16 protein-coding genes and 4 pseudogenes are annotated in these 23,424 nt (G+C 40.2%); 7 read left to right on the top strand and 13 right to left on the bottom strand.

The genetic code is table 11. From position 1 onward, the window contains the following. Nucleotides 1–130 precede the first annotated feature (130 nt). From hemG to gtfA, 3 genes are all read left to right on the top strand, one after another. Nucleotides 131–655, top strand: coding sequence for a menaquinone-dependent protoporphyrinogen IX dehydrogenase (gene hemG, locus MIS45_RS04175; protein WP_249451109.1), 525 nt, complete (start codon nt 131–133; stop codon nt 653–655). A 266-nt stretch (nt 656–921) separates the two neighbouring features. Then, nucleotides 922–3,627, top strand: a complete 2,706-nt coding sequence (gene ppc, locus MIS45_RS04170) for a phosphoenolpyruvate carboxylase (protein WP_249451108.1) — start codon at nt 922–924, stop codon at nt 3,625–3,627. A gap of 212 nt (nt 3,628–3,839) precedes the next feature. Beyond that, nucleotides 3,840–5,294 (top strand): sucrose phosphorylase, encoded by a 1,455-nt coding sequence (gene gtfA, locus MIS45_RS04165; RefSeq protein WP_249451107.1) that lies wholly within the window; start codon nt 3,840–3,842, stop codon nt 5,292–5,294. Nucleotides 5,295–5,696: 402 nt separating this feature from the next. On the opposite strand, the pseudogene MIS45_RS04155 reads toward gtfA, so the two are convergent. Together MIS45_RS04155 and MIS45_RS04150 are read right to left on the bottom strand one after the other, a co-directional pair. Beyond that, nucleotides 5,697–6,146 (bottom strand): annotated as a pseudogene (locus MIS45_RS04155) (transposase). Between the two features lie 85 nt (nt 6,147–6,231). After that, nucleotides 6,232–6,534 carry an IS630 transposase-related protein gene (locus MIS45_RS04150; protein ID WP_249441922.1) on the bottom strand — a complete coding sequence of 101 codons (303 nt, stop codon included), beginning with the start codon at nt 6,532–6,534 and terminating at the stop codon, nt 6,232–6,234. Nucleotides 6,535–6,577: 43 nt separating this feature from the next. Here MIS45_RS04150 and MIS45_RS04145 point away from each other — a divergent pair. After that, nucleotides 6,578–6,870, top strand: a pseudogene (locus tag MIS45_RS04145) (IS630 transposase-related protein); the annotation flags it as partial. A 47-nt stretch (nt 6,871–6,917) separates the two neighbouring features. Beyond that, on the top strand, nt 6,918–7,724 hold the full coding sequence (locus tag MIS45_RS04140) for an integrase core domain-containing protein (RefSeq protein WP_249451105.1): 807 nt from the start codon (nt 6,918–6,920) through the stop codon (nt 7,722–7,724). Between the two features lie 114 nt (nt 7,725–7,838). Here the strand turns inward: MIS45_RS04140 and MIS45_RS04135 are convergent. The 4 genes and pseudogenes from MIS45_RS04135 to mutM all read right to left on the bottom strand — a co-directional run bounded on the left by MIS45_RS04135 (nt 7,839) and on the right by mutM (nt 11,728). Beyond that, nucleotides 7,839–8,681: pseudogene (locus MIS45_RS04135) on the bottom strand (IS630 family transposase). A gap of 331 nt (nt 8,682–9,012) precedes the next feature. Continuing rightward, complete coding sequence (locus MIS45_RS04130) at nt 9,013–9,840, bottom strand: substrate-binding periplasmic protein (protein ID WP_249451104.1); 828 nt, start codon at nt 9,838–9,840, stop codon at nt 9,013–9,015. Between the two features lie 206 nt (nt 9,841–10,046). After that, entirely contained in the window at nt 10,047–10,520 is a 474-nt protein-coding gene (locus MIS45_RS04125) for a YceI family protein (RefSeq protein ID WP_249451103.1), read from the bottom strand. 389 nt (nt 10,521–10,909) lie between these two features. Then, complete coding sequence (gene mutM, locus MIS45_RS04120) at nt 10,910–11,728, bottom strand: bifunctional DNA-formamidopyrimidine glycosylase/DNA-(apurinic or apyrimidinic site) lyase (RefSeq protein WP_249451102.1); 819 nt, start codon at nt 11,726–11,728, stop codon at nt 10,910–10,912. A gap of 121 nt (nt 11,729–11,849) precedes the next feature. On the opposite strand from mutM, the gene MIS45_RS04115 reads away from it, so the two are divergent. Beyond that, nucleotides 11,850–13,493 carry an SWIM zinc finger family protein gene (locus MIS45_RS04115; protein WP_249451101.1) on the top strand — a complete coding sequence of 548 codons (1,644 nt, stop codon included), beginning with the start codon at nt 11,850–11,852 and terminating at the stop codon, nt 13,491–13,493. 55 nt (nt 13,494–13,548) lie between these two features. On the opposite strand, the pseudogene MIS45_RS04110 reads toward MIS45_RS04115, so the two are convergent. The 6 genes and pseudogenes from MIS45_RS04110 to MIS45_RS04085 all read right to left on the bottom strand — a co-directional run. Next, nucleotides 13,549–13,698: pseudogene (locus tag MIS45_RS04110) on the bottom strand (DNA-formamidopyrimidine glycosylase family protein); the annotation flags it as partial. 45 nt (nt 13,699–13,743) lie between these two features. Next, nucleotides 13,744–15,495 carry an ATP-dependent nuclease gene (locus MIS45_RS04105; protein WP_249451100.1) on the bottom strand — a complete coding sequence of 584 codons (1,752 nt, stop codon included), beginning with the start codon at nt 15,493–15,495 and terminating at the stop codon, nt 13,744–13,746. 198 nt (nt 15,496–15,693) lie between these two features. Then, nucleotides 15,694–19,230 (bottom strand): DUF3418 domain-containing protein, encoded by a 3,537-nt coding sequence (locus MIS45_RS04100; protein ID WP_430472155.1) that lies wholly within the window; start codon nt 19,228–19,230, stop codon nt 15,694–15,696. 141 nt (nt 19,231–19,371) lie between these two features. Next, nucleotides 19,372–19,899, bottom strand: a complete 528-nt coding sequence (locus MIS45_RS04095) for an REP-associated tyrosine transposase (protein WP_249451333.1) — start codon at nt 19,897–19,899, stop codon at nt 19,372–19,374. Nucleotides 19,900–20,010: 111 nt separating this feature from the next. Beyond that, nucleotides 20,011–20,199 (bottom strand): hypothetical protein, encoded by a 189-nt coding sequence (locus tag MIS45_RS04090; protein ID WP_249451099.1) that lies wholly within the window; start codon nt 20,197–20,199, stop codon nt 20,011–20,013. A 143-nt stretch (nt 20,200–20,342) separates the two neighbouring features. Beyond that, a complete protein-coding gene (locus tag MIS45_RS04085; protein WP_249451098.1) occupies nt 20,343–20,888 on the bottom strand; it encodes a TetR family transcriptional regulator in 546 nt (181 codons plus the stop codon). 48 nt (nt 20,889–20,936) lie between these two features. Here MIS45_RS04085 and MIS45_RS04080 point away from each other — a divergent pair, with 48 nt between their 5' ends. Next, a complete protein-coding gene (locus MIS45_RS04080) occupies nt 20,937–21,542 on the top strand; it encodes a DUF4334 domain-containing protein (protein ID WP_249443367.1) in 606 nt (201 codons plus the stop codon). 78 nt (nt 21,543–21,620) lie between these two features. On the opposite strand, the gene hrpA is transcribed toward MIS45_RS04080, so the two are convergent. Beyond that, nucleotides 21,621–23,012, bottom strand: coding sequence for an ATP-dependent RNA helicase HrpA (hrpA, locus tag MIS45_RS04075; RefSeq protein ID WP_249451097.1), 1,392 nt, complete (start codon nt 23,010–23,012; stop codon nt 21,621–21,623). Between the last annotated feature and the right edge of the window lie 412 nt (nt 23,013–23,424).

Genomic DNA, 23,424 nt, shown 5'->3' with positions numbered 1-23,424 from the left:
ATTTCTATTTTAATTAACTATGGTTTTCCGATAAAACCAAGTAGGCAGCCTGAAAAAATGTTATTTCATGACACAACACGGCTACTGATATAAGCGGTATCATTACTATTTTTGGAAACAGGAAACCACAATGAGCAAAATATTGATACTGTATTCCACTACCGATGGACACACCATAACCATTTGTCGTTACATAGCAAACGCACTACCCAAACACCACGCCATAAGCATTATACCTTTGCGTGAAGCAAACGCAGAGCAGCTCCATCAAGCCGATAAAATTCTCATTGGCGCAAGTATTCGCTACGGCAAACATCAACCCGAAGTCAAGCAATTTGTAGAACAACATTCAGCTTTATTACAAGCCAAGCCAGCGGCTTTTTTCAGCGTGAATGTGGTGGCGAGAAAACCACACCGCAACACGGTACAAACCAATCCTTACGCACGCAAATTTCTCAATAGCATCACTTGGCAACCTAATTTAGCAGGTGTATTTGCAGGACGCTTGGACTATGCGCGTTATAGTTTTTGGGACAGACGCATTATTCGGTTTATTATGTGGCTGGGCAAAGGTTTAACACCTATAGATACACCCGTAGAATTTACTGACTGGCAAGTGGTTGCTCAATTTGCCGAACAATTTGAACAATTATAAATTCATGTTTCAGGCTGCCTATTTAGATTAAAAATAATACATCGCTGCCAGTCTTCTTAATATGTGCGATTTGTACATAGTGGTCATGTTACGTTGTATCATTTTTATATTTATAGTGAATTCACTAAACCAAAAGGCAGCCTGAAAACATTATTTGTTACTATAAACAAAAATCCCCAATTAACTATGGTTTACACCGAAAAATATCGCTACAATGCTTTTTTGCCTCTTATGTAAAAAAATGTCAAAATTTGAAAGGAAATCCCATGCAATTTTCACTGCTCAACAATCCCAAAGATGCCGAGTTGCTTGCAGATGCGGAATTTATGACCACATCGTTCTACAAAATTTTGGACGAACATGCCGATGAAATTGTGGTCAATACACTCAAAATTCTTGCCAAATCCCATGATAGCAGCCAAATTATTACTGAAATCCTCCCTTCGCTAAACGAAGAGCAAACCGAAAATCTGATTACCGCAGTGGGTATTTTTGCACAAATTTTGAATATTGCCGAAGATGTGCATCACGAACGTCGCCGCATGGTTCATGAAAATAGTGGCGAAGATACGCAAGATGGCAGCATTGCTGAAACCATTTACAAATTTCAAACACAACAATTAAACGAAACCGATATTCAGGCAGCCTTAAATCAAGCACAAATTTCACCTGTTTTAACTGCACATCCAACCGAAGTGCAACGTCAAGCCACATTGGTTTCACATCGCAAAATTCGCGCTTTGTTACCGCGCCGCGAATATTGTCGCTCTGCCGATTCGCTTGCTGAATTGCAACGAGAAATGGATATTGTGTTGCTAACTTTGTGGCAAACCAGCGAAACGCGGCATTTCAAAATCAGCGTAAAAAACGAAATCAACAATGGCGTGAATATTTTCCCAATGAGTTTTTTCCACGCCTTGCCACAACTATATCGACGCATGGAAAAACATTTTCAGGCTGCCTATCCTAATATTCAAATTCCAGATATTTTAAAAATTGGTGGTTGGATTGGTGGCGACCGCGATGGCAATCCTTTTGTTTCTGCTGAAACTTTGCGTATGGCATTTACGCGTCATGCTGACGCGCTGTTTCATTTTTATCGTCGTGAATTAGAAAATTTATATCAAGAATTACCCGTGTCTATTCGACGCGTAAATGTGAGCGATGGTGTGATGATTTTGTCTGCCAAATCGCCCAATAACGAAGTCGCACGCCAAGAAGAACCTTATCGCCGTGCTATTGCTTATATTATGTCGCGCTTGGTTGGTAAAGCACATCAACTGGGTATTCCATTGGGTTATCGTTTTGGTGTGAGTCCTGAACCTTACGCACAACCTGCTGAATTTTTGGAAGATTTAAAAACCTTGCAAACATCTTTGCGTGATAATGGCAGCCAAATCATTGCCACAGGGCGCATCGCGGATATTATTCGCATCGCGTCTAGTTGCGGTTTCCATTTGATGCCTTTGGATTTGCGCCAACATGCGGAAAAACATGAAAGCGTGGTTGCTGAACTATTCCAACACGCAGGTTTGGAGGATTATTTCAGGCTGCCTGAAAATGAACGTCAAGCGGTATTATTGCGTGAATTGCGCAGTCCGCGTCCATTATTCAACCCATTTGTGGCATACAGCGAACAAACTTGTACTGAATTAGCTATTTTCCGCGAAGCCAATCAAATTAAACAGGAATTTGGCGAAGATGCCATTTCACAAAGCATTATTTCTAACTGCGAACGCCCGAGCGATTTGTTGTCTTTGGCATTGATTTTAAAAGAGACGGGCTTATTGCGCGTGGAAAATGGCTTGCCAATTTCGCGCATCAATATTGTGCCATTATTTGAAACGATTGAAGCCCTTGCTAGCGCGCGTTCAGTTATGGAAACCTTGTTCTCTTGCGATTGGTATCGTGCTTTAATCAGCAGCCGCGATAATATCCAAGAAATCATGCTCGGTTATTCCGATAGCAATAAAGATGGCGGTTACATCAGCAGCACTTGGGGATTGTATCAAGCAGAAATTGGCTTGGTAGAATTGTTCCGCAAGTATGATGTACGCATTCGTTTGTTCCATGGCCGTGGTGGTAGCGTGGGACGTGGCGGTGGCCCATCTTACCAAGCAATTTTGGCACAACCTGCGGGCAGCGTGGGCGGACAAATCCGCATTACCGAACAAGGCGAAGTGATTACAGCAAAATATGGCGATGCCAGCAATGCCGCGCGTAATTTGGAAACTTTGGTTGCTGCCACTTTGGAAGCCACCTTATTGCCAGCCGTACAAGACCCTGATATTGATTTGATGAATGCCTTGTCGGAAAGTTCGTTCAAACATTATCGTGCTTTGATTACACGCGAAGGTTTTATTGATTATTTCTTGCAAACCAGTCCAATTGAACAAATTGCCAGCCTGAATTTAGGCAGTCGTCCTGCCAGCCGCAAAACATTGGCACGCATTCAGGATTTACGCGCGATTCCATGGGTTTTCTCGTGGACACAAAATCGTTTAATGTTGCCCGCATGGTATGGTTTTGGTAGTGCCGTAGCAGAATTGTGTCAAAAAGATGCAGGCTGCCTGAACAGCTTACAACAACATGCACAACATAATCCTTTTTTCCGCGCCATGTTGTCTAATATGGAACAAGTTATGGCAAAAACCGATTTAACATTGGCAGAACACTATGCCGCGTTGAGTCAAGATGCCAAACACGGCGCTGCTATTTTTGCAACTATTAAGGCAGAATATCAGCGCAGTCTCCAAGCATTATTTGATATTTTGCAAACCGATGAATTGCTGTTGGATAACCGCGCATTAGCACGTTCTTTGGCATTGCGAATTCCTTATTTGAATGCGCTCGGAGGCTTACAAGTTGCTTTATTGCGTAAGTTACGCGAAGAGCCTGATAATCAACATGTTTTGCAAATGGTGCATCAAACGATTAATGGTGTAGCACAAGGTTTGCGTAATACAGGTTAAATGTTTGATAAATAGGCAGCCTGAAAAAATATTTTCAGGCTGCCTTTTACTTTTATAATTGTTTAAAATAAAAAATAAATATTTAGGTATAATAATCAAAATAAACAACACTTTGTAAAACTTTCGCAAACACAGCTTTACAGCCTAAAAAAATATGTTATATTCCGCATCATTGTAATAAACTTACACAACATGCATAAAAGGACATAACCATGCAAGTCAAAAATCAAGCCATGCTCATCACTTACTCCGACAGTTTGGGCAACAATTTGAAAGATTTAAAACACGTTTTGGAAAAACATTTGCAAGGCGTGATTGGTGGCGTACATATTTTGCCGTTTTTCCCATCATCGGGCGACCGTGGCTTTGCACCGATGGACTACACCAAAGTGGACCCCGCATTTGGCGATTGGAACGACATTCAAGCCTTGGCAAAAGATTACTACTTGATGTTTGATTTCATGGTCAATCACATTTCCGCACAATCGCCTTATTTCAAAGACTTTTTGGCGAAAAAAGACGAATCCGAATACCGCGATTTGTTCATTCGCTACAAAGATTTCTGGAAAGAAAACGGCGGCGAACCCACCGAAGAACAAGTGGATTTAATCTACAAACGCAAACCACGCGCCCCTTATCGCATGGCGGAATTTGCGGACGGCACATCAGAAAAAGTATGGTGTACATTTGACGAGCAACAAGTGGATTTGGACGTAACCACCGCCACCACCAAAAAATTCATCAAAGACAATTTGGAATTTTTGTCCAAACAAGGTGCAGCAATTATCCGTTTGGACGCGTTCGCCTATGCCAACAAACGCCTTGGCACCAATTGTTTCTTTGTTGAACCTGATATTTGGGAAACCTTGAAAGAATGTACCGATGTTTTGGATGCACACAATGTTACCGTGTTGCCTGAAATCCACGAACACTACACAATCCAATTAAAAATCGCGGAACATGATTATTATGTGTACGATTTTGCCTTGCCGATGTTGGTGTTGCACACGCTGTTTAGCGGCAATGTAGACCGTTTGGTAAACTGGATGGAAATCTGCCCACGCAAACAATTCACCACTTTGGACACGCATGACGGCATCGGCGTGGTGGACGTGAAAGATTTGATGACGGACGAAGAATGCGAAGCCACACGCGAAGCCCTGTACGCACAAGGCGCAAACGTGAAGAAAAAATACAGCTCCGCTGAATACAATAATTTGGACATTTACCAAATTAACTGTACTTACTATTCCGCTTTGGGCAACAATGACCAAGCTTATATTTTGGCGCGTGTGTTGCAATGTTTCGCCCCTGGCATTCCGCAAATTTACTATGTGGGCTTATTGGCTGGCGAAAATGACATTGAATTGTTGGAACGCACCAAAGAAGGTCGCAACATCAACCGTCATTACTACTCTTTGGCAGAAATTGACGAAACGGTTCAACGTCCAGTGGTACAACAGTTGTTCAATTTGTTGAAATTCCGCAATAGCTCTGCGGCATTTGACGGCGCGTTCAGCGTGAAAGCTTTGAGCGCGAAAGAATTGGAAATCGTGTGGGACAACCAAGAAGCTGGTGTATCCTCGAAATTGGTAGCGAATATGGATAGTCGCACCTTCGCAATTACTGAAACTGTAAACAACGAAACTCGTGAAATTAAATTGTAATTTATAGTCGTTTCAAATTAACACAGACAAGGCAACAACGCTCGCTGTGTACATCTAGTACATTAAGGGTGCTGGCAACGCTGTATTAGTTTAAATTGAATTCACTATAGTTATTTTGATGTTAATGGACAAAATGTAACCTAAAATTCCCAAAAATCCCTTAAATTCTTTATTAGAGAGAATCTAAGGGATTTTTGGGAATTTTGTAAAAGTTTCAGGCTGAAACCTTTGCAAACCCCCAAAGCAGCTCTACTATAGTGGATTCAATTTAAATCAGGACAAGGCGACAGCGACCGCCGTGTACACTGAGTACATAAGGGAGCTGGCAAACGCTGTACTGGTTTAAATTGAATCCACTATACTTTGGGGTTTTCAACAAAAATAATGATATAGATAAAGAAATTAAAATTCGGTACACAACCAAGTAAAATAAAAAAACAAAGAGTGAATGCAATCCAATAACCAATCTTGACGTAAATGTTTAATCCAAGCCCAAGTGTGCTCAATTAAATTCAAATCAGGACAGTATGGCGGTAACCATAAAATCACATGCCCTTATAAAACAATAAGCTCTTGAATGTCCTGACGTTTGTGAAAAGTCGCATTATCCATTACCAAAACACTGTTGGGCGGTAATTGTGGCAGTAAAACGTTTTGAACCCATGAATAAAACACATCTGAATTGATGCTGAATTCATACAAACCCACTGCAATCAATTGATTTTGGTACAGTGCGCCAATGGCATTGGTTGTGTTTTTGATTTGCCAGTTGTGATTGCCATGACAAACTTGTCCTCTTGGCGCATAGGCATAAGGACGATAAGTTTGGTTTTTAAAACCACTTTCATCAATATAAACAATAGGACGTTTCTCTTGCTCATACTGTTGTTTTAATGAGAGAAATTGTTCAATTGTTTCGGGTTGAGCTTTGGGGTGTTTAAGAATCTTTTTTTTGAGTGATTTTTAGCCGTTTAAGTGCCACACCAATGGCTCTTTGTGAACAGTTAAAGCGAACAGCGCGTTCTCTTTGAAAATCATCAGGAAATTGTTCTACGTCTTTTCGCAATAATTCATCATTGATTTTATTGGTTCTTTTGGGGTAGGGTTTACGTTCAATGCATTTTTTCCATAGTTGAATGGTACTGCGACTGATGCCATATTCCGCTGCCAATTCACGGTAGCTGTAACCCGAATTTAATTTTTCTAAAATCATTTGGCGATAATCTTGTGAATAAGCCATAACTGTTCTCCTGTGTGTACCGTTTATTTAATTCTACACCTATATCAGTAAAGTTGCCCAAGCTTACCAAATATCCAGAAATACGCTCTACCTATGGATACGCTTAAAAGAGCAAACAGGCAGCTTAAATCATCAAGTAAAGGGACAAAATGCAAATAAATTAAACAGTCAAAAATTGGCTGAATATGTGCAACAACACCCTGATGCTTATTTACATGAAATAGCTGAACTTTTTAATTGTTCAAAATCAGCCATTTTTTATGCACTCAAAAGAATGGGTATCACACGTAAAAAAAGACCACCACATACAAAGAACAAGACCCAAATAAAGTAAAGTGTAGAAATTACTAGCGTTGTTTACAGTATTGAAAGACAATACTGCCATGAATATCCATAAGAACACTCGCCTTACCCCACACCATCGTCAAGCCATTTGGCTAGCTTATACGCAAAACAAAGAAAGCGTTACTTCACTGGCTCGCCGTTTTATGGTTAGTCGCCAAACCATTTATCGTGTACTGAAAGCCGCTCGTCTTCGCCTACTTAAACCGCAAAACAGCACCAACAATCGTTTCAAACAAGCAAAATACGGTATGAAACGATTAGCCAAAGTAGAACGAGAAATTCAAGAGAAACTCAAAAAGCAAGCACAACGATACAATAAATCTTATCCTGGCGAAATGGTACATGTAGATACCAAACGCTTACCTTTACTTAAAGGACAAAAAGCAACGGATAAACATGAGTATCTGTTTGTTGCTATTGATGATTTTTCTCGTGAGTTGTATGCTGCCATTTTGCCTGATAAAACTGCTACAAGTGCGGCTAAATTTCTAACTGAACAAGTCATAGAGCCTTGCCCATACCAAATTGACTGCATTTATTCAGATAATGGTAGTGAATACAAAGGTGCGGCAAATCATGCGTTTGGTGTGGCGTGTTTTGAAAACAATATCAATCAAAAATTCACTCGCCCAGCACGTCCACAAACCAATGGCAAAGCGGAACGCGTAATACGAACGATTATGCAGATGTGGTATGAGAAAACAGAGTTTACTGATCCATTGCATCGGCAAAAGGAATTATGTCGTTTTGTGAATTTTTATAATACTGTAAAGCCGCACAGTTCCTTAAATGGCGATACGCCATTTGAAGTGTTACAAGCTTATTTTTCTCAACCTGTTGTGTAAACAACTCGGTTTATTTCTACACCTTATGTACTATGTGTGTACACGGCGGTCGCTGTCGCCTTGTCCTAATTCAAATTGAATCCACTATATTTTAACTGATTATAAATTATATAGTCAGTTAAAATAAGAATAGGACACTAACGTATCAGTAAAATGCCTTCCACAAGGTAACATGGTTCGCATATATCTCTTAATGTTTGCCCATGTTTGTTCTATGGGATTAAGCTCTGGTGAATAAGGCGCAAGCGGCAAAATTTTATGCCCCCATTTGTGCGCCATTTCACGCAAAATACCCATACGATGAAATCGTGCATTATCTAAAATAATGACAGATTTCTTATTTCTACAGGTAACATTGCTCAAACCATGTTTCAAAAAAAGCACTGGTCATTGTGTTTTGATAAATCATTGGTGCAATCAGTTTATTGCCGATTTGTGCGGCAACAAGCGATAAACGTTGGTACTTTTTACCACTGATTTGGGCTTTGATGACCTGTCCCTTTGGACTACGCGCATAAGGACGAAACAAGTAAGTATCAAATCCTGTTTCATCCAAATAAACATGCTGATAATCAAAAAATTCAGCCAGTTGATTTAAATAATGCTTTACTTTATTTAGGTCTTGTTCTTTGTATGTGGTGGTCTTTTTTTACGCGTGATACCCATTCTTTTGAGTGCATAAAAAATGGCTGATTTTGAACAATGAAAATGTTCAGCTATTTCATATAAATAAGCATCAGGGTGTTGTTGCACATATTCAGCCAATTTTTGACTGTTTAATTTATTGGCATTTTGTCCCTTTACTTGATGATTTAAGCTGCCTGTTTGCTCTTTTAAGCGTATCCATAGGTAGAGTGTATTTCTGGATATTTGGTAAGCTTGGGAAACTTTACTGATATTTTTGCATTGTTCATAATAATTTAATGCTTTATTTCGCAGTTCAGTTGAATGTGCCATTTTTTAAATCCTAGAAAATAGGGTATTGTACTATTTTATTTTGAATTGACTATAGTTGGTAGCAAGATGCGCATAGAAAAGTCCTCTAAATTCTTTGTTAGAAAGAATCTAGAGGACTTTTTGGGAGATTGGGAAATGTTTCAGATTATAACGAATCCCTGTAAATCAAATTTTTGAATCCGAATAAATTTTATGCTTCAAGGTCAAATGCAAGTATCCATGTGTTTATAGTGAATTCAATTTAAACCAGTACAGCGTTGTCAGCTCCCTTATGTACTAGCTGTACACAGCGGTCGCTATCGCCTTGTCCTGATTTAGTGAATCCACTATATTATTCAGAACGTGGAGATTTAATCCATTTATCAATCAACTCCTGCAATTCCCCATTCTGCTTTAATTTGGATAAACCTGAATTGATCTTATCTAAAATTTCAGTTTTGTCTTTACCAACAACAAAAGAAATCTTGTTAATTTTATTTTCATCATCAATATATTGAATAGAAAAAGGATATTTTTCTAACATATCTCCATTAGCATGATAACTCAATGTAACACAGTTCCCTACAGCAGAGTCAGCTTCATTTTTCATCAATGCAGATAATACTAAATAGTATGAACCAGCAGAAATAAATTGTTCTGGTTTAATACCTTGCTCAATCAGTTGTTTCTGCGAATGCACATCATCTTTAAGTACAGCAATGCGTTTGTTTATCCATGTATCAGAACTTTCATATCGTAACTCAATTACACAATTTTGAGATTCGTAATATGGTTGACTGAATTGAATATCATGTATTTTAGTCTCTGCTTCATTCATACCTGATGCAACGATATCTATCGTATCAATCTTCGAAGTATTGATAATTTGATTACGTGGATAAGAACGATAATTAATTAAAAATCCCTCTAATTCAGCAATTTTATTTAAAATCTCAATATCCAAACCTTGCATACTTCCCTTATCTGTCCAAAAACTATAAGGGGGATAAGCAGGATCTACTGCCACAGTATAAACTGGGAAATTATTTTTTAATGTTTGACCGACTGTTGGTTGGACATCTGTTTTCGCAGAAATACCAGTTTCAACTTTTTCAGTACAGGCATTTAATAAAAGTAAACTGATACAGCAACTTAATATAGATAAAGCACTTTTTTTCATGTTCATAATATACTTATTTTGTAGTAAATTCACCATAGAAAAAAATAGGTACTTGTTCCCAAATAGATGACAAACCCATACCTTCAACTAACTTTGAAACTTCATTAAGCATATTCATTTGTCTTACATCTAGAATAACAGGATGGCGTGTATTTACAATAATTTTATTTTTAGAAGTACGACTGATGAGTAAAGGCGCAATAATATCAATATCCTGCCCATGTAAATTTAATACCAAAGCTTGGTCTAATAATAAAATATCTATCACCTATTTTCATTTGATTAATGGCAACAGAATCCAATTTTCCTTTTACAGTTGCAGTTGGAAACTTACTGGTTTCAAAAAACCAATCTTTCAAACGTTGATTACGAATTTCAATATCCGTATTAACACTTTGTAAATCAATACTCATGCTAAATTGCCCATCTTTATCTAATTGAGCTGATGATTTAGCAAAATATGCAGGTTCGGTGATACTTTTTAATTTTGGTGTTACCTTCCCAATGAGGAAAGTTATTTTACTATCAGTAGACTGCCATAATTTAGATTCAGTAGAAAGCATTTCTGTTGCAGATTGCTCTTGAGTTTGAATAGTTGCTACATTATCTTGATGATTTTGACCACATGCATTTAATGCAGAAATTACGAATAACGAAATCAAAAGTTTTTGCATATTCATCAATATTTCTCCTTAAATTCTAGTTGTAGAAAATTTCATATTACTAGGAGCTGCTGACAATTCATTTCGCAGTTGTTTTGGGGTTAAAATTACCAAATCTCTGTGTCAAAAATACTCACCAATATCACCCATTGATGAGTATTAAATTTTGGAGAATTTAGCATCAAATCCAACCGCAAACGAATTACCACCAACCCTAGTATTATAACTCTACTCTAAAGATAAAGTAAATAATAATTGTTTTAAGAAAAATAAAGATAAACAATCTTATAAAGTTAAAAGATAGCTACAATAATCTATTGTTTTTACAAAAATAATATTAAAAAATCCTTTAAAATAGATTATCTTGCTCGAATCTTTTCTGCCAAATTGGTTTCAAATAATCCCATCTATTTTTGACAATTCGGGCAATAAAACGTGCCACGTTGCCCCAAAACCGATTTTTCAATCAAGCCGCCGCATTTCAGGCAGCCTGAACCTGCGCGACCGTAAACCTTGTATTCTTGTTGAAAATAGCCGCTTTTGCCTTCGCTGTCCACGAAATCGCGCAGGGTACTGCCGCCTGTGTCAATGGCGCGTTGCAGGATTTGTTTGATGGCGGCGACCAAGTTGGCACAATCTTGTAAATTCAATGATTTGGCTGGGCGATTAGGCAACAAAGCAGCCTGAAACAGGCTTTCATTCGCGTAAATATTACCCACGCCAACCACAATCGCGTTGTCCATAATCATCAGTTTGATGGCGCGGCTTTTGCCTTGCAATTTTGCCAACAAATATTCGGGCGTGAAATCGTCCGACAAAGGCTCAACGCCCAGATTTTTCAGTAAATCATGGTGTTCCGCCACGCCAGCGAGCCACAAAATCGCCCCAAAACGGCGCGGGTCGTGGTAGCGCAGCACCGTGCCGTCATCAAACACCAAATCCACATGGTCGTGTTTGGACGGCTCGGGCGCATTGTCGCGCCAAATCCGCAGGCTACCTGACATACCCAAATGCACAATCAACACGCCTGTATCAAACTGAATCAACAAATATTTGGCGCGGCGTGTGCATTCGCGCACCGTTTGCCCATGCAAAATTTCCGCCAGCTCGGCCGGAATTTGCCAGCGCAACTTAGCTTGGCGCACAAGGGTTTGGTCGATTTTTTTGCCCTTGATGTGTGGGGCAATGCCGCGTAGGGTGGTTTCTACTTCTGGGAGTTCGGGCATGATGATTTTTCCACAAAAAATAAAGGAAACGAAATTTTAACAGATTGACTTCATATTCAGGCAGCCTGAACACAAATTGATGATATGATTGCATTATCTTGTTTTATTTTAAAACACAGCCATGAAATCCCCAAAAAATATCCCTGCTGAAATCGCACAACGCGGTTACGCCTATTTTCAGCAAAATAAAGTCAAAAACATCATTAAAATCAATGAAAACCATTTTTCAGCCAGCGTACACGGTTCAGAAAACTACAATTGTGAAATCCAACTGAACGCGCAAGGCGACTGGAAAAATGGCACATGCGATTGCCCCTACGATTGGGGCGATGTGTGCAAACATCAGGCTGCTTTGTGGTATGCCATTCAAGAAAATACAGAACAAATCATTGATATGAAATCACAAATTAAAGAAATCAAAACCGAATTAGCCAAATTGGACACGGAAAAATTGCGCGAATTGCTGCTCAAACTCGCCCAACAAAGCCATGAAAATTGTGAGCAAATTCTGAATTTGCTGCAACTGGGCAAACCCAATGCACCCGAAAATTTCGCTAAAAAAGCCAAAACCTTTTTTTCGTATAATAAATACGTTGATTGCATTGAAGTTAATGAGCATGCTTGCAATAAGTGGTTGAATGAATTGGATAAGCAAAGCGATGAAATTTTGGCGCAAGGCGTTTTGGCATTGTGGGCGGAAGCGGATAATTGCATCGCAAAAAACGACTATGTTGATGAAGACATTCAAGATTGTGTAGACAATTTATCGTATTTTTTAGGCAAAGTGGTGAGTAATCGCAGGCTGCCTGAAAATCTACAAATGCAAATCGCCGCGCATTTGGATAACATTTTGGTCAATCCATACTATATAGATTATATGGATTATATTTATTCAGATTGCTATGATTATCGCACAATCATGTGGGCAAATCAGGAGAAATATGATGAATGGTTGGATTTTTTGAATACACAAATTCAGAAATATCAAAATGGTAGCACTTATTATTATGAAAAATATACTTTGGAAAAATGGAAACTGCTGAAAACATTGAATGCTAATGAAGCCGATGATTTTTTTGAAAAAAGTATGAATTTTCCTGCATTTCGGGATATGGCGATAGAAAATGCGGAAAAGGAAGGCAATTATCCTTTAATGGAAGCATTGATTAAGCAAGGCATTGTTTTGGCAGAAGAAAAACAAAAACGTGGCATTGTGGCGGATTTGCAAAGGAAATTGGTTCAAGCTTATGATAAGCAAGGGAAAATTCAAGAAAAATCGCAACTTTTGTATGAAATGATGTTTGCCACCATGCTGTTTGATGATGAATTGATGTCGCTGTATCGTGAATGGAAACAGACGATTACACCCGAAAATTGGGAACGTGAATGCCATAAAATTGCGCCCAAAATGAAAAAATTATCGCGCCACAATTATTTGTGCTTTTTACGAGAAGAATGCAGGCAGCCTGAATTATTGGAAATGTTGAAACAAAGCAAATCTTTATCGGAATTGCTGGAATTTGCACCGAGTTTGACCGAAAATCAAGTTTTGGTGTTGTTGCCACAATTTGTGCAGATATTGCGTTGGGAAATTGAACATGCTGGTTCGCGAGCTGGCTATCAAGATTGGGTTGCGAATATGCAAAATGTGGGCAGGCAATTTCCTGTTTTTCAAAAAGATTTAATGAAATTGCTGGAAACAGTTAAAGCGAAATTTCCGCGTAAACCTGCTTTGCAGGAGGAATTGAGGAAATTGAAGTTTTGATTGAGGGAGGCAGCCTGAAAATTTTTCAGGCTGCCTTAAACCCAGCCTATTCGCGTACCGTTTGTTTGTGCAAAGTTTCCGCCAAATCGGCAGGAATTTGCCAGCGTAATTTGGCTTGGCGCACAAGGGTTTGGGCGATTTTTTTGCCGCGTATGTGTGGGGCAATGCCGCGTAGGGTGGTTTCTACTTCTGGGAGTTCGGGCATTTTTATGATTCCTTTCAGACAACCTGAAAAATTTAGACATAATTTTTATTGATAAATTTGTTTAATTTTTTCAGCTAATTGACTTGATAAAGAAAAGGCTTCTTCGTCAATTTTTTGTAATGCCGCAAATGGTTTACCAGTTGTGCCAGCCTCAAAACCAAGCTCTTCTTCAATATCATTAATAAATACAATACTTTTTCCAAAATTGGTATCAATTAGTTCTTCAATTTTTCTAGAATCACTATCAGCCAGTTCTCGTGCCTGTTGATTCTTTCTAGTTTGGTGGTCTCTATCATACACGGCAACATATGGGATAGAAAATTTATTTAGCAATCGAATATATGCTGGAAGATTATTTTTTGAACCACAATCAATTACAGTGTAATCATATTTGAAGCATTGAAGTTTATTTGCTAATGCAGGAATAATAGCTTTTTCTGTTGCTCCTTCAACCAAGATTACTTTTGTTGCAAAAAATAGCTCACTTCTATCAGGATTTATCCAAGAAATTAAATCCCATTTTTTCTTTTCTCCACCATCAAATAATTCTTCTGTACATTGAATAACTTTACTACCTATTTCTTCACTTTCTTTTTTTACAATATAAATTGATTTATATTTCTCTAAATCAATTAAATTATTAGAATGAGTACACAAAACCACTTGATTATTATTAGATAAATCAGTGAACATTTTAAATAATGCACGTTGTGCTTGTGGGTGTAGATATAATTCAGGTTCTTCAAAAATAAAATAGCGAGATTTAGATACACTTCTATTGGTTATTTCATTATTTTGTGTTTCTTGTAATTGACGGTTCGCAATTAATTGAATTAAAGCAATGGTTACAGCTCGTTGTAAACCATGTCCTTTTCTTGCAATATCTGTGCGTGCGCCATCATTTATCCATACTGATGTATTTGCTTTAAATATAGCATCAATATCAGGCGGGCTGATATGAATGTCAAAATTTGCTCCCCATGAATTTAATTCTGCTGATAATTCATTTTCAAATTGAATTAGCTGCTGTGGTCTACTAGTATTCTCCTGTCCATCAATATATTTATTAAATTTAGCAAATAATTCAGCAACTAATTCTTTTGTACCATTCCAATCAGAATTATTTTGAGACATTTCATTAATTACCTCTCCTAATAATTTACCAAAAATACTTGTTTCTTTTGAAGAAAAATCATCACTAGCATTTTTAATTGCAGGCAAAAAGTAAACTTCGCCAAAAATTCCTTTGGCAACCGATTTCAAACCCATAAAATTTGTTGTTTCTAACTCATAATTCCATTGAATTTGGTCGGCATTATTTTGAATATAGGCTTGTTGTGCATCAATAATATTTTGTTTAGTAATTTTACCTGACGGTGGTAAATATTGAGCAAAAGGCAAACTTTCAGCAGTCTCGCGCTTTGTATAATTACTAGCGTTAGCTTCTTTTAAAAAGTCTTGTTCACATATTTCAATCCAGCCACGATAATCAAAGCTACCGCCAAAATATGCAGTTTTTCTAACTTTTACTGTTTGATTATTGGTTACATATTTACCAAAAGTACTCAAATCTTGCACATCAAGATTTTCAAATTCAATTTCTACAAATAATTCGCTTGAACCTTGCGAGAAATCCAAATCTTGGGGTTTTATTTCTCCAAAAAAGAATAAAATTGCAGATAACAGATTTGATTTGCCATGATTATTTTGTCCAATAATAATCATCAAATCTTGTGCTGTAATTTTTAATTCTTTGATAGAACGCCAGTTTTTAATTTCTAATATTTTAATTTTCATAAAAATTCCTTGTTAATTTAATGCAGGCTGCCTGAAACGCTTTAAGATGGCTAATCTATTCATCAAACAATGCTTCACGTTCTTCCTGAAATCCTTGCTCTCGTTCGGGAAAATCTTCAATTGGTAATTCTTTAAACCAATCTTCCCATAAATTTTCGTTCATTATAATCTCCTATTTATTTTCAGATTGCCTGAAAATTATTTTCCTAAATTTTCCCATTCTTTCATTAACCGCTTGATAGAAATAGGCTTCGGCGTCTTCAACTCCTGCGCAAACAACGAAACCCGCAATTCCTCCAAATCCCACCCAAAATCTTTCAGGCTGCCTGAAACCGCCAAATTCTGCCTTTGCAAACCAGCCACTTTCTCCGCCCACATCGTTTCCAGTTCCTGAATATCGGCTTCTCGCGCCATATCACGCGCAGGATTTGCGCTGTATTTGTCCACCCGCAAACTCATCGCCCGCAAATACACAGGCAAACGCGCCCATTGCGCCCACGGCGTGCGGCTGGCAAAACCCGCGCCCAGCAACACATTCAGTCGTTCACGCAACAAAGGCGTAAGTGGATGTTTGCCCAATTTGGCGTTCAATTCGGTGTAGGCGGCTGTAATCTCGCCCAAATAACGGCTGACCGCTTCTTTGACCGCAGGCAGCCTGCTTTTCGCCCTTTTAATTTGTTCTTTAAAGGCTTTTTCATTGCGTGGCAATTCGTCTTCGCCGATAAATGCGCGGTCGCAAATCGCGGCGGTCAAATCGTCTTTCAACACATCGGGCGCAATGTGTTTCAGCAACATCGCCGCCTGCGTGTAGCCCTGAATGCCCTTGTTCAAATCTTTCATGTGGTCTTTTAATTGCATTTGAATCAATTTAATCACGCCTTTACGGTGCGCCTGTTCCGCCGCCAATGCCGTGTCAAACAGGCGCAAAGACACCGTGCCGTCTTTTTGCGTTTGTAGTGCCAAGTAACCCGTCAGTTGCTGTTTGCCACGCGCAAATTTAATGCTTTCAGGCAGCGTGCCGATTGTCCAATCGCTAATGTTGTCGCGCTCAAATTCCTGCGTGTTGTCGCGGAAGGTAACGGCTGCTACTTGTCCAAGTTGTTGTTGTAAATGAATTAAATCGCGACTGCTGGCGAGTTCCTGACCGCCATCGTCCACCACGCGCAAATTAAAATAACAATGTTCAGGCAGCCTGAAAGCCGCCCATTCGTCCAAATTAATCTGTTCCAACAAACGCATATCGCCCGCGTGTTTGGCAATCGCATGGGCGAGTTGTGGCAAAATCGGTGCGCTTTGGTCGGGTTCGCTCAACAAAAATTGCGTTACAAAATCAGGCACAGGCACACACACGCGGCGGATTTGTTTCGGCAAGGCTTTGATTAACAAAGCGAGTTTTTCGCGCAACATGCCTTGCACCAGCCATTCCAATTCGTGCGGATTGATGCGGTTTAACACGGTCAGCGGCACGGTCAGCGTTACGCCGTCCAAAGGATGATGTGGCTCAAAACGGTAGGACAATTTGAATTTGCCGTCTGCGTTTTGCCAAAATTTCGGGAACTGCTCTTCCGTGATGTGCGCGGCGGCGTGTTGCATTAAATCTTCTTTGCTTAAAAACAAAGACTTGGGGTCGCTGGTTTTCAGCCACGCTTCAAAAGTGCGTAAATCGGCAAGCGGTTTGGGCAATGTAGGTCGGGCATTGATGCCCGACTGGTTGCTCGCATTGTCGGGCATCAATGCCCGACCTACTTGTTCTTGTTTGTGGTTTTCAGACGGCATATTTTTATCTGAACGCGTTGATTTGCCACGGCCTACCCCCTCCCCCGACTGGCGTGGAAGGGATGGGGTGGGGGTGGTGTTTTCGGCTGCAACGGCATTTGTTTTATCCGCGCCGTTTTGCCCCCACCCTAACCCTCCCCCGTTGGGGACGGGGGAGGGGACAGATTGCAGGCTGCCTGAAAGTTTGGCGGATTTTTCAGACGGCATCGTAGGTCGGGCATTCATGCCCGACTGAGTGGTTTGTTTTCTTTGAATCAACAAATATTTTTCTAAATCAGCCCAAACAGTTGGAAAAATCTCATCGGATAATTGTTGTGAATACTTGCGTAAACTTTCAGATAATTCAAAAAGTTCACGTTGTTCATTGCCAAATGTTTCAGGAGAAGTATTATTTTGCGCTAATACATCAATAATGGATTGAATACACTCAACACCTTGATGATTATTGATTATTTTAAGGGCATTATGTACATCTTTAAAATGATGGGCGGTGCTATTGCAAAGTAATCCTTCTAAACCAGACATTGACAATTCTGTTTCAAAATCAATTAAATAAGCACAAATGTAAAAATATTCAGGAATATTTTTTGATATTGGTTTATCTAACAAATGCCGATTTTCTTCATCATAAAGATGTTTAGCAAAATAAGCCAAAAACGCTGACGTATCTAACTCACTGGTTTTTTGTTCTATCAAAAGAGCTGGCGTGTCGGGCATCAATGCCCGACCTACGTGTTTCATTGGTTGATGATTCAGAGATTGGCGCGATGATTTTTCAGACGGCACATAATTTTCAGGCAGCCTTTTATCATAAAAATCAAACAACACTTCTTCATCAACCAACACATCTTGTTTACGCGATTTGTTTTCTAAATCAATAATTTCTTTGATTAATTTTTTATTGTGCGTAAAAAAGACAGCCTGCAAATCACAATCCTGCGCCACCAACGCGCCACGAATAAACAACTCACGCGCTTCGGCTGGCGCAACCTTGCCATACGCAATCGGGCGGCGCGGCAAAACCGTTAAACCATAAAGGGTTACGCGCTCGCTGGCGACCACTTCGCCACGTTTGCGCTCCCAATGCGGCTCAAAATAATGATAACGCACCAAATGCCGCGCTTCCTGCTCTATCCATTCAGGGTCAATTGCCGCCACGTCTCGCGCGTAAAGTTTTGATGTTTCGGTTAATTCTGCCGCCATCACCCATTTGGGCTTGCTTTTGAACAGCGCAGATGTGGGAAACAAATGAAAATGCGCCCCACGCGCCCCCGTATAATCGTGTCCTTCGGGTGATTTCATGCCGACATTCGCCACCAAACCCGTCAGCAAAGCACGATGAATTTGCTCGTAAGTGCTTTGTTTTTTCGCTTGAATTTGGGCGCGATGATTTTTTTTGTGGATTTGTTTTTGCTTGGCTTGCGCGGCAATGTCCGCATTTTCATCAATTTGCGCTTTTTCAAACACGGACAAATTTTCAGGCTGCCTGAACGCGTGTTCTTTCGCCACCAAACCCATTTCCACCGCAATTTCTGCCAATTGCTTGTGCAATTCGCGCCACTCCCGAATCCGCAAATGCGACAAAAAATATTGATGGCACCATTGGATTAATTGCTTATTGGTCAAACCCTTATCGCGCTCGCGCTGGAAACTGTCCCAAATATTCACATACGCCAAAAAATCTGATTGTTTGTCGGCAAAACGCTCGTGGGCTTTCGCTGCCGCTTCGCGCAATTCAAGCGGACGTTCGCGTGGGTCTTGAATGGACAAGGCGGACGCGATAATCAGCATTTCCGCTACGCAATCATGTTGTTGCGCGGCAATCAGCATGCGGCTGATTTTCGGGTCAATGGGCAGTTTTGCCATTTGTTTGCCGAGATTGGTTAATTGGTAACGCGGTTTTTTGGTTTTCAGGCTGCCTGAAAGGGTTTCAGACGGTATAGTTTGTTGATTGTTCATAATATTGTAGGTCGGGCATTGATGCCCGACAAATAGTAAATGTTTAAAATGTGTCGGGCATAAATGACCGACCTACGGTTAAATGTTGTATTGGTATTTTTCAGACGGCATCGGTAGGTCGGGCATTCATGCCCGACACAATTATTCGTAATCAAAATCTTGAATAACGCCACCCCAATCCTCAGGATAAACATCTTGTGCCACATATTTATGAAATGTGGAGAACCGCCAATCTTTGGCAGCTTGCACATAGCCATGTTTCACAGGGTTGTAATGAATATAATCCATGCAATTGGCAAAATCTTCGTCATCGCGTATGCAATGTTCCCAAAAACGCTGTTGCCAAAAGCTGCTTTGACGTTTTTTGATTTCGCTGGCGGTTTTGTTCAAATTATCATAATGCTTGCAATGATGGCTAACATAGCGTTTGATTTGATTCCAGCGAATTGAAAAATTCGCATCATTTTCAGGCAGTTGCCAAATGGTATGCAAGTGGTCAGGCAGCACAACCAATGCAATAATTTTAAACGGATATTTTTGTTGTACCGTTTTAAATGCTGCTTTTAAGATAGGCATTACATCAGGATTAGTCAATATCGGGCGGCGTTGATAAGTGACAACCGTGAAAAAATACAACGCGCCTTGTCGGTAAAATCGGCGATATTGCATGGTTACTCCATTATTGTAGGTCGGGCATTTATGCCCGACAAAATATTGAAATACTGGAAATATGTCGGGCATCAATGCCCGACCTACGGTTAAATATTGTGTCAGCTTTTTTCAGGCTGCCTGAAAGGTTTTCAGACGGCATTGTTTGTATGATTGTTCATCATATGTAGGTCGGGCATTCATGCCCGAAAAAACAAAATAGTGAAATGTTGGAAATGCGTCGGGCATCAATACCCGACCTACGGTTAAATATTGTGTTAGCTTTTTTTCAGGCTGCCTGAAAGGTTTTTCAGACGGCATTGTTTGTATGATTGTTCATCATATGTAGGTCGGGCATTTATGCCCGACAAAAACAAAATAATCAAAACATTGGAAATGCGTCGGGCATCAATGCCCGACCTACAGTTAAATATTGTGTCAGCTTTTTTCAGGCAGCCTGAAAATCAACGTTTTGCGATATTCAACATCGCGTCCCAATCAGCAAAGACTTGTTTAATCGGAATTTGCTGGTCGCGTTCCCAAAAATAACGCGCACTATTAAGCAGCAATTTAGCGAACATTTCGGCAGCAAAATCCCAATCGCGCCCGGTTTGTTGCATTTGGGCATATTTTATAAATCCTTGTTTAATCAAGTTTTCCATATCAGTGTAAACGTGTAATTTGCGCGTGTTAATCCGCCACAATGTCAAAATCAGGCGGCGTTTGGCAAACATCATCGGACTGATGTTGTGAATCAACTTCTGGAAATCATCGCTGAAATACACGGCAATCATTTGTTCGTATTCGCGTTTCAGATTACCTGCCAATTTGTTAGCAAGTCCTTGTTTACCATCATAGTATTTATAAAATGTATTGCGATTGATGTTGGCGCGTTGAATAATCGCTTGCGCGGTAATGTCTTCAAAATCATGCATTTGCATTAAATCTACAAACGCGGTTTCAATCGCCGCCAAAGTACGTTCGGCGCGTGGGTCTTGTGGCGTGTTCATGGTATTTGCTCCAATTTTTACAAATCTATTCATACACTATATCTGAATATGTCTGCTTTGTCAGACGGTTTGGCGCAATTTGCCTGTTTCAGGCTGCCTGAAAGCTGGGTAAACTACACTCATCTTTTTAAACAACACATAGCGAGTAATATCATGAATTTAAAGCAAGAATTTGACCAATTAAAAGCCCAAAACCGTTTTGAAGACGAAACCGTGTTAATGAATTTTTTTGACAAACTGCCGCCTGTGGGTGTGGAGGAAATTTTGTCCAAATGGCAAGGTGGCGACTTTGATACAGGGCATTGGGGTACGCCCGAATTAAAAAAACAAAAATGGTTCGGCAAATGGTTTCGCAGCCAATTAGACGGCTCGCCGCTCGTGTGCTACAACGAAGACGGCAAGTTGTACGCCAATCAACTGATGAACGGCGAATGCTCGCTGTGGATGATTGAATTTCGTGGCAAAGTTTCTGCCACAATGGTTTACGATGGTGCACCAATTTTTGACCATTTTCGCAAAGTGGACGACAACACGCTCATGGGAGTGATGAATGGCAAATCGCCCACAGGTTTCCCACCCGTTGCAGAAAATGGCAAATATTACTATTTTTTCTTGGAACGCATTGCTGATTTTCCTGTTGAATTTGTGCGTTAATTTTAATTGTAGGCTGCCTGAAAGTTTATTTTGTTTGGCTTTCAGGCAGTTTTGTTCATTTTCAGGCAGCCTGAAAAATCAAACTTCCGCAATCGCGCCCAATTCCAATAAAACCTGATAACCGTCATTGATATAGCGTGGGTCAGGCATATCCAACAGCGGAAATTCTTCAATATTACCAAAACCCAATGCCATTAACCGCAAAATCACCGCCGCCAAATTGCTGCGAATGATTTCAGGGTCGGTAAACGCAGGTCTTTGATTAAAATCACTTTCTTCATACAAACGCACTGCCACGCCAGCCGCCACGCGCCCACATCGCCCCGAACGCTGCCGCGCAGCCGCTTGCGAAATTTTCTCCACGTGCAACTGTTCCACTTTTGCCCTTGCGGAATAACGCTTGACGCGCGCCAAACCCGTGTCTATCACATATTTAATGCGCGGCACGGTCAGCGAAGTTTCCGCCACATTGGTCGCCAAAATAATGCGCCGTTGCGAACCCGTTGGGTGGAAGATTTTGTGCTGTTCTTGCGCCGATAATCGCGCAAAAAGCGGCAAAATGTCGTCATTTTTGCGTAATGGCGATTTACGTAAGGCTTCTGCCGCTTCACGGATTTCGCGTTCGCCCGCCAAAAAAACGAGAATATCGCCTTCGCCCAAACGCGCCAATTCGTCTGCCGCGTCCACAATTGCGTCTGCGATTTCAATTTCCGCTTCGTCTTCATCTAAAGTATTGATGGGGCGATACAAAATTTCTACGGGGAAAGTGCGCCCACTTACTTCAATCACGGGTGCGTTGTTGAAATGTTGCGAAAATCTATCCGCGTCAATTGTAGCGGACGTGATGATGATTTTTAAGTCGGGACGAGAGGGAAGTAATTGTTTTAAATAGCCTAATAGAAAATCAATATTCAGTCTGCGTTCATGCGCTTCGTCAATAATAATGGTGTCATAGGCGGTTAAAAAACGGTCGGTTTGTGTTTCGGCAAGCAAAATGCCGTCTGTCATCAATTTTATTGATGAATCGCGTGAAATTTGGTCGTTGAAGCGCACTTTGTAGCCGACCGCTTGACCGATGGGGCTGCCCAATTCTTCCGCAATCCGTTCTGCCACCGAACGCGCCGCCAAACGGCGTGGTTGGGTATGTCCAATCAAACCCGCCGCGCCGCGCCCCAATTCCAAGCAGATTTTGGGAATTTGCGTGGTTTTGCCCGAACCTGTTTCGCCACAAATAATCACAACTTGGTTGGCGGCGATGGCAGCGCGAATTTCATCGCGTTTGGCGTGGACAGGGAGGCTGTCATCAAAAGTGGGCGTTGGCAGATTTTGGCGGCGTTTTTGGTAGATTTCGTGGGATTTGGCGTATTTTTGTTGTACTTTTTCTATGCCACCGAATTTTTCAGGCTGCCTGAAAGCGGTTCTCAGAAAATGGCGGTCTTTACAGAGAATTTGGTTTAGGTCGGGTTTCATGGTTTTATTTTCAATAAAATTAAGTGAGTACAATTATAGCAAAGGTAGCCTGAAAGATTGCGGTCATATTATTCAGTAGTAGATCAGATTCTCAAATCCGACATTTTTTATTTTTAAACAAATGTTTCCGAAAATTTAAAGCATATTAAATTCTTAAATAAACCTACAAAAATTTGTTTCAATCCACAAAAACAATGAAACAAAATCACTTGGAACACGGCAAACGATTTTATATAGTGGATTCAATTTAAATCAGGACAAGGCGACAGCGACCGCCGTGTACACATAGTACATAAGAGAGCTGGCAACGCTGTACTGGTTTAAATTGAATTCACTATAGCTTTTCAGGCTGCCTGAAGATTATTTCCATTGACATTCATAAGCTTACAAATTCAAATGCAAAACAATTTAT

Origin of the sequence: Wielerella bovis (assembly GCF_022354465.1) — a bacterium.
In the GTDB taxonomy this organism is placed as follows: Bacteria; Pseudomonadota; Gammaproteobacteria; order Burkholderiales; family Neisseriaceae; genus Wielerella; species Wielerella bovis.
Note: the sequence above shows the minus strand (reverse complement) of the source record. Positions and strands in the feature narration are given on the sequence as shown.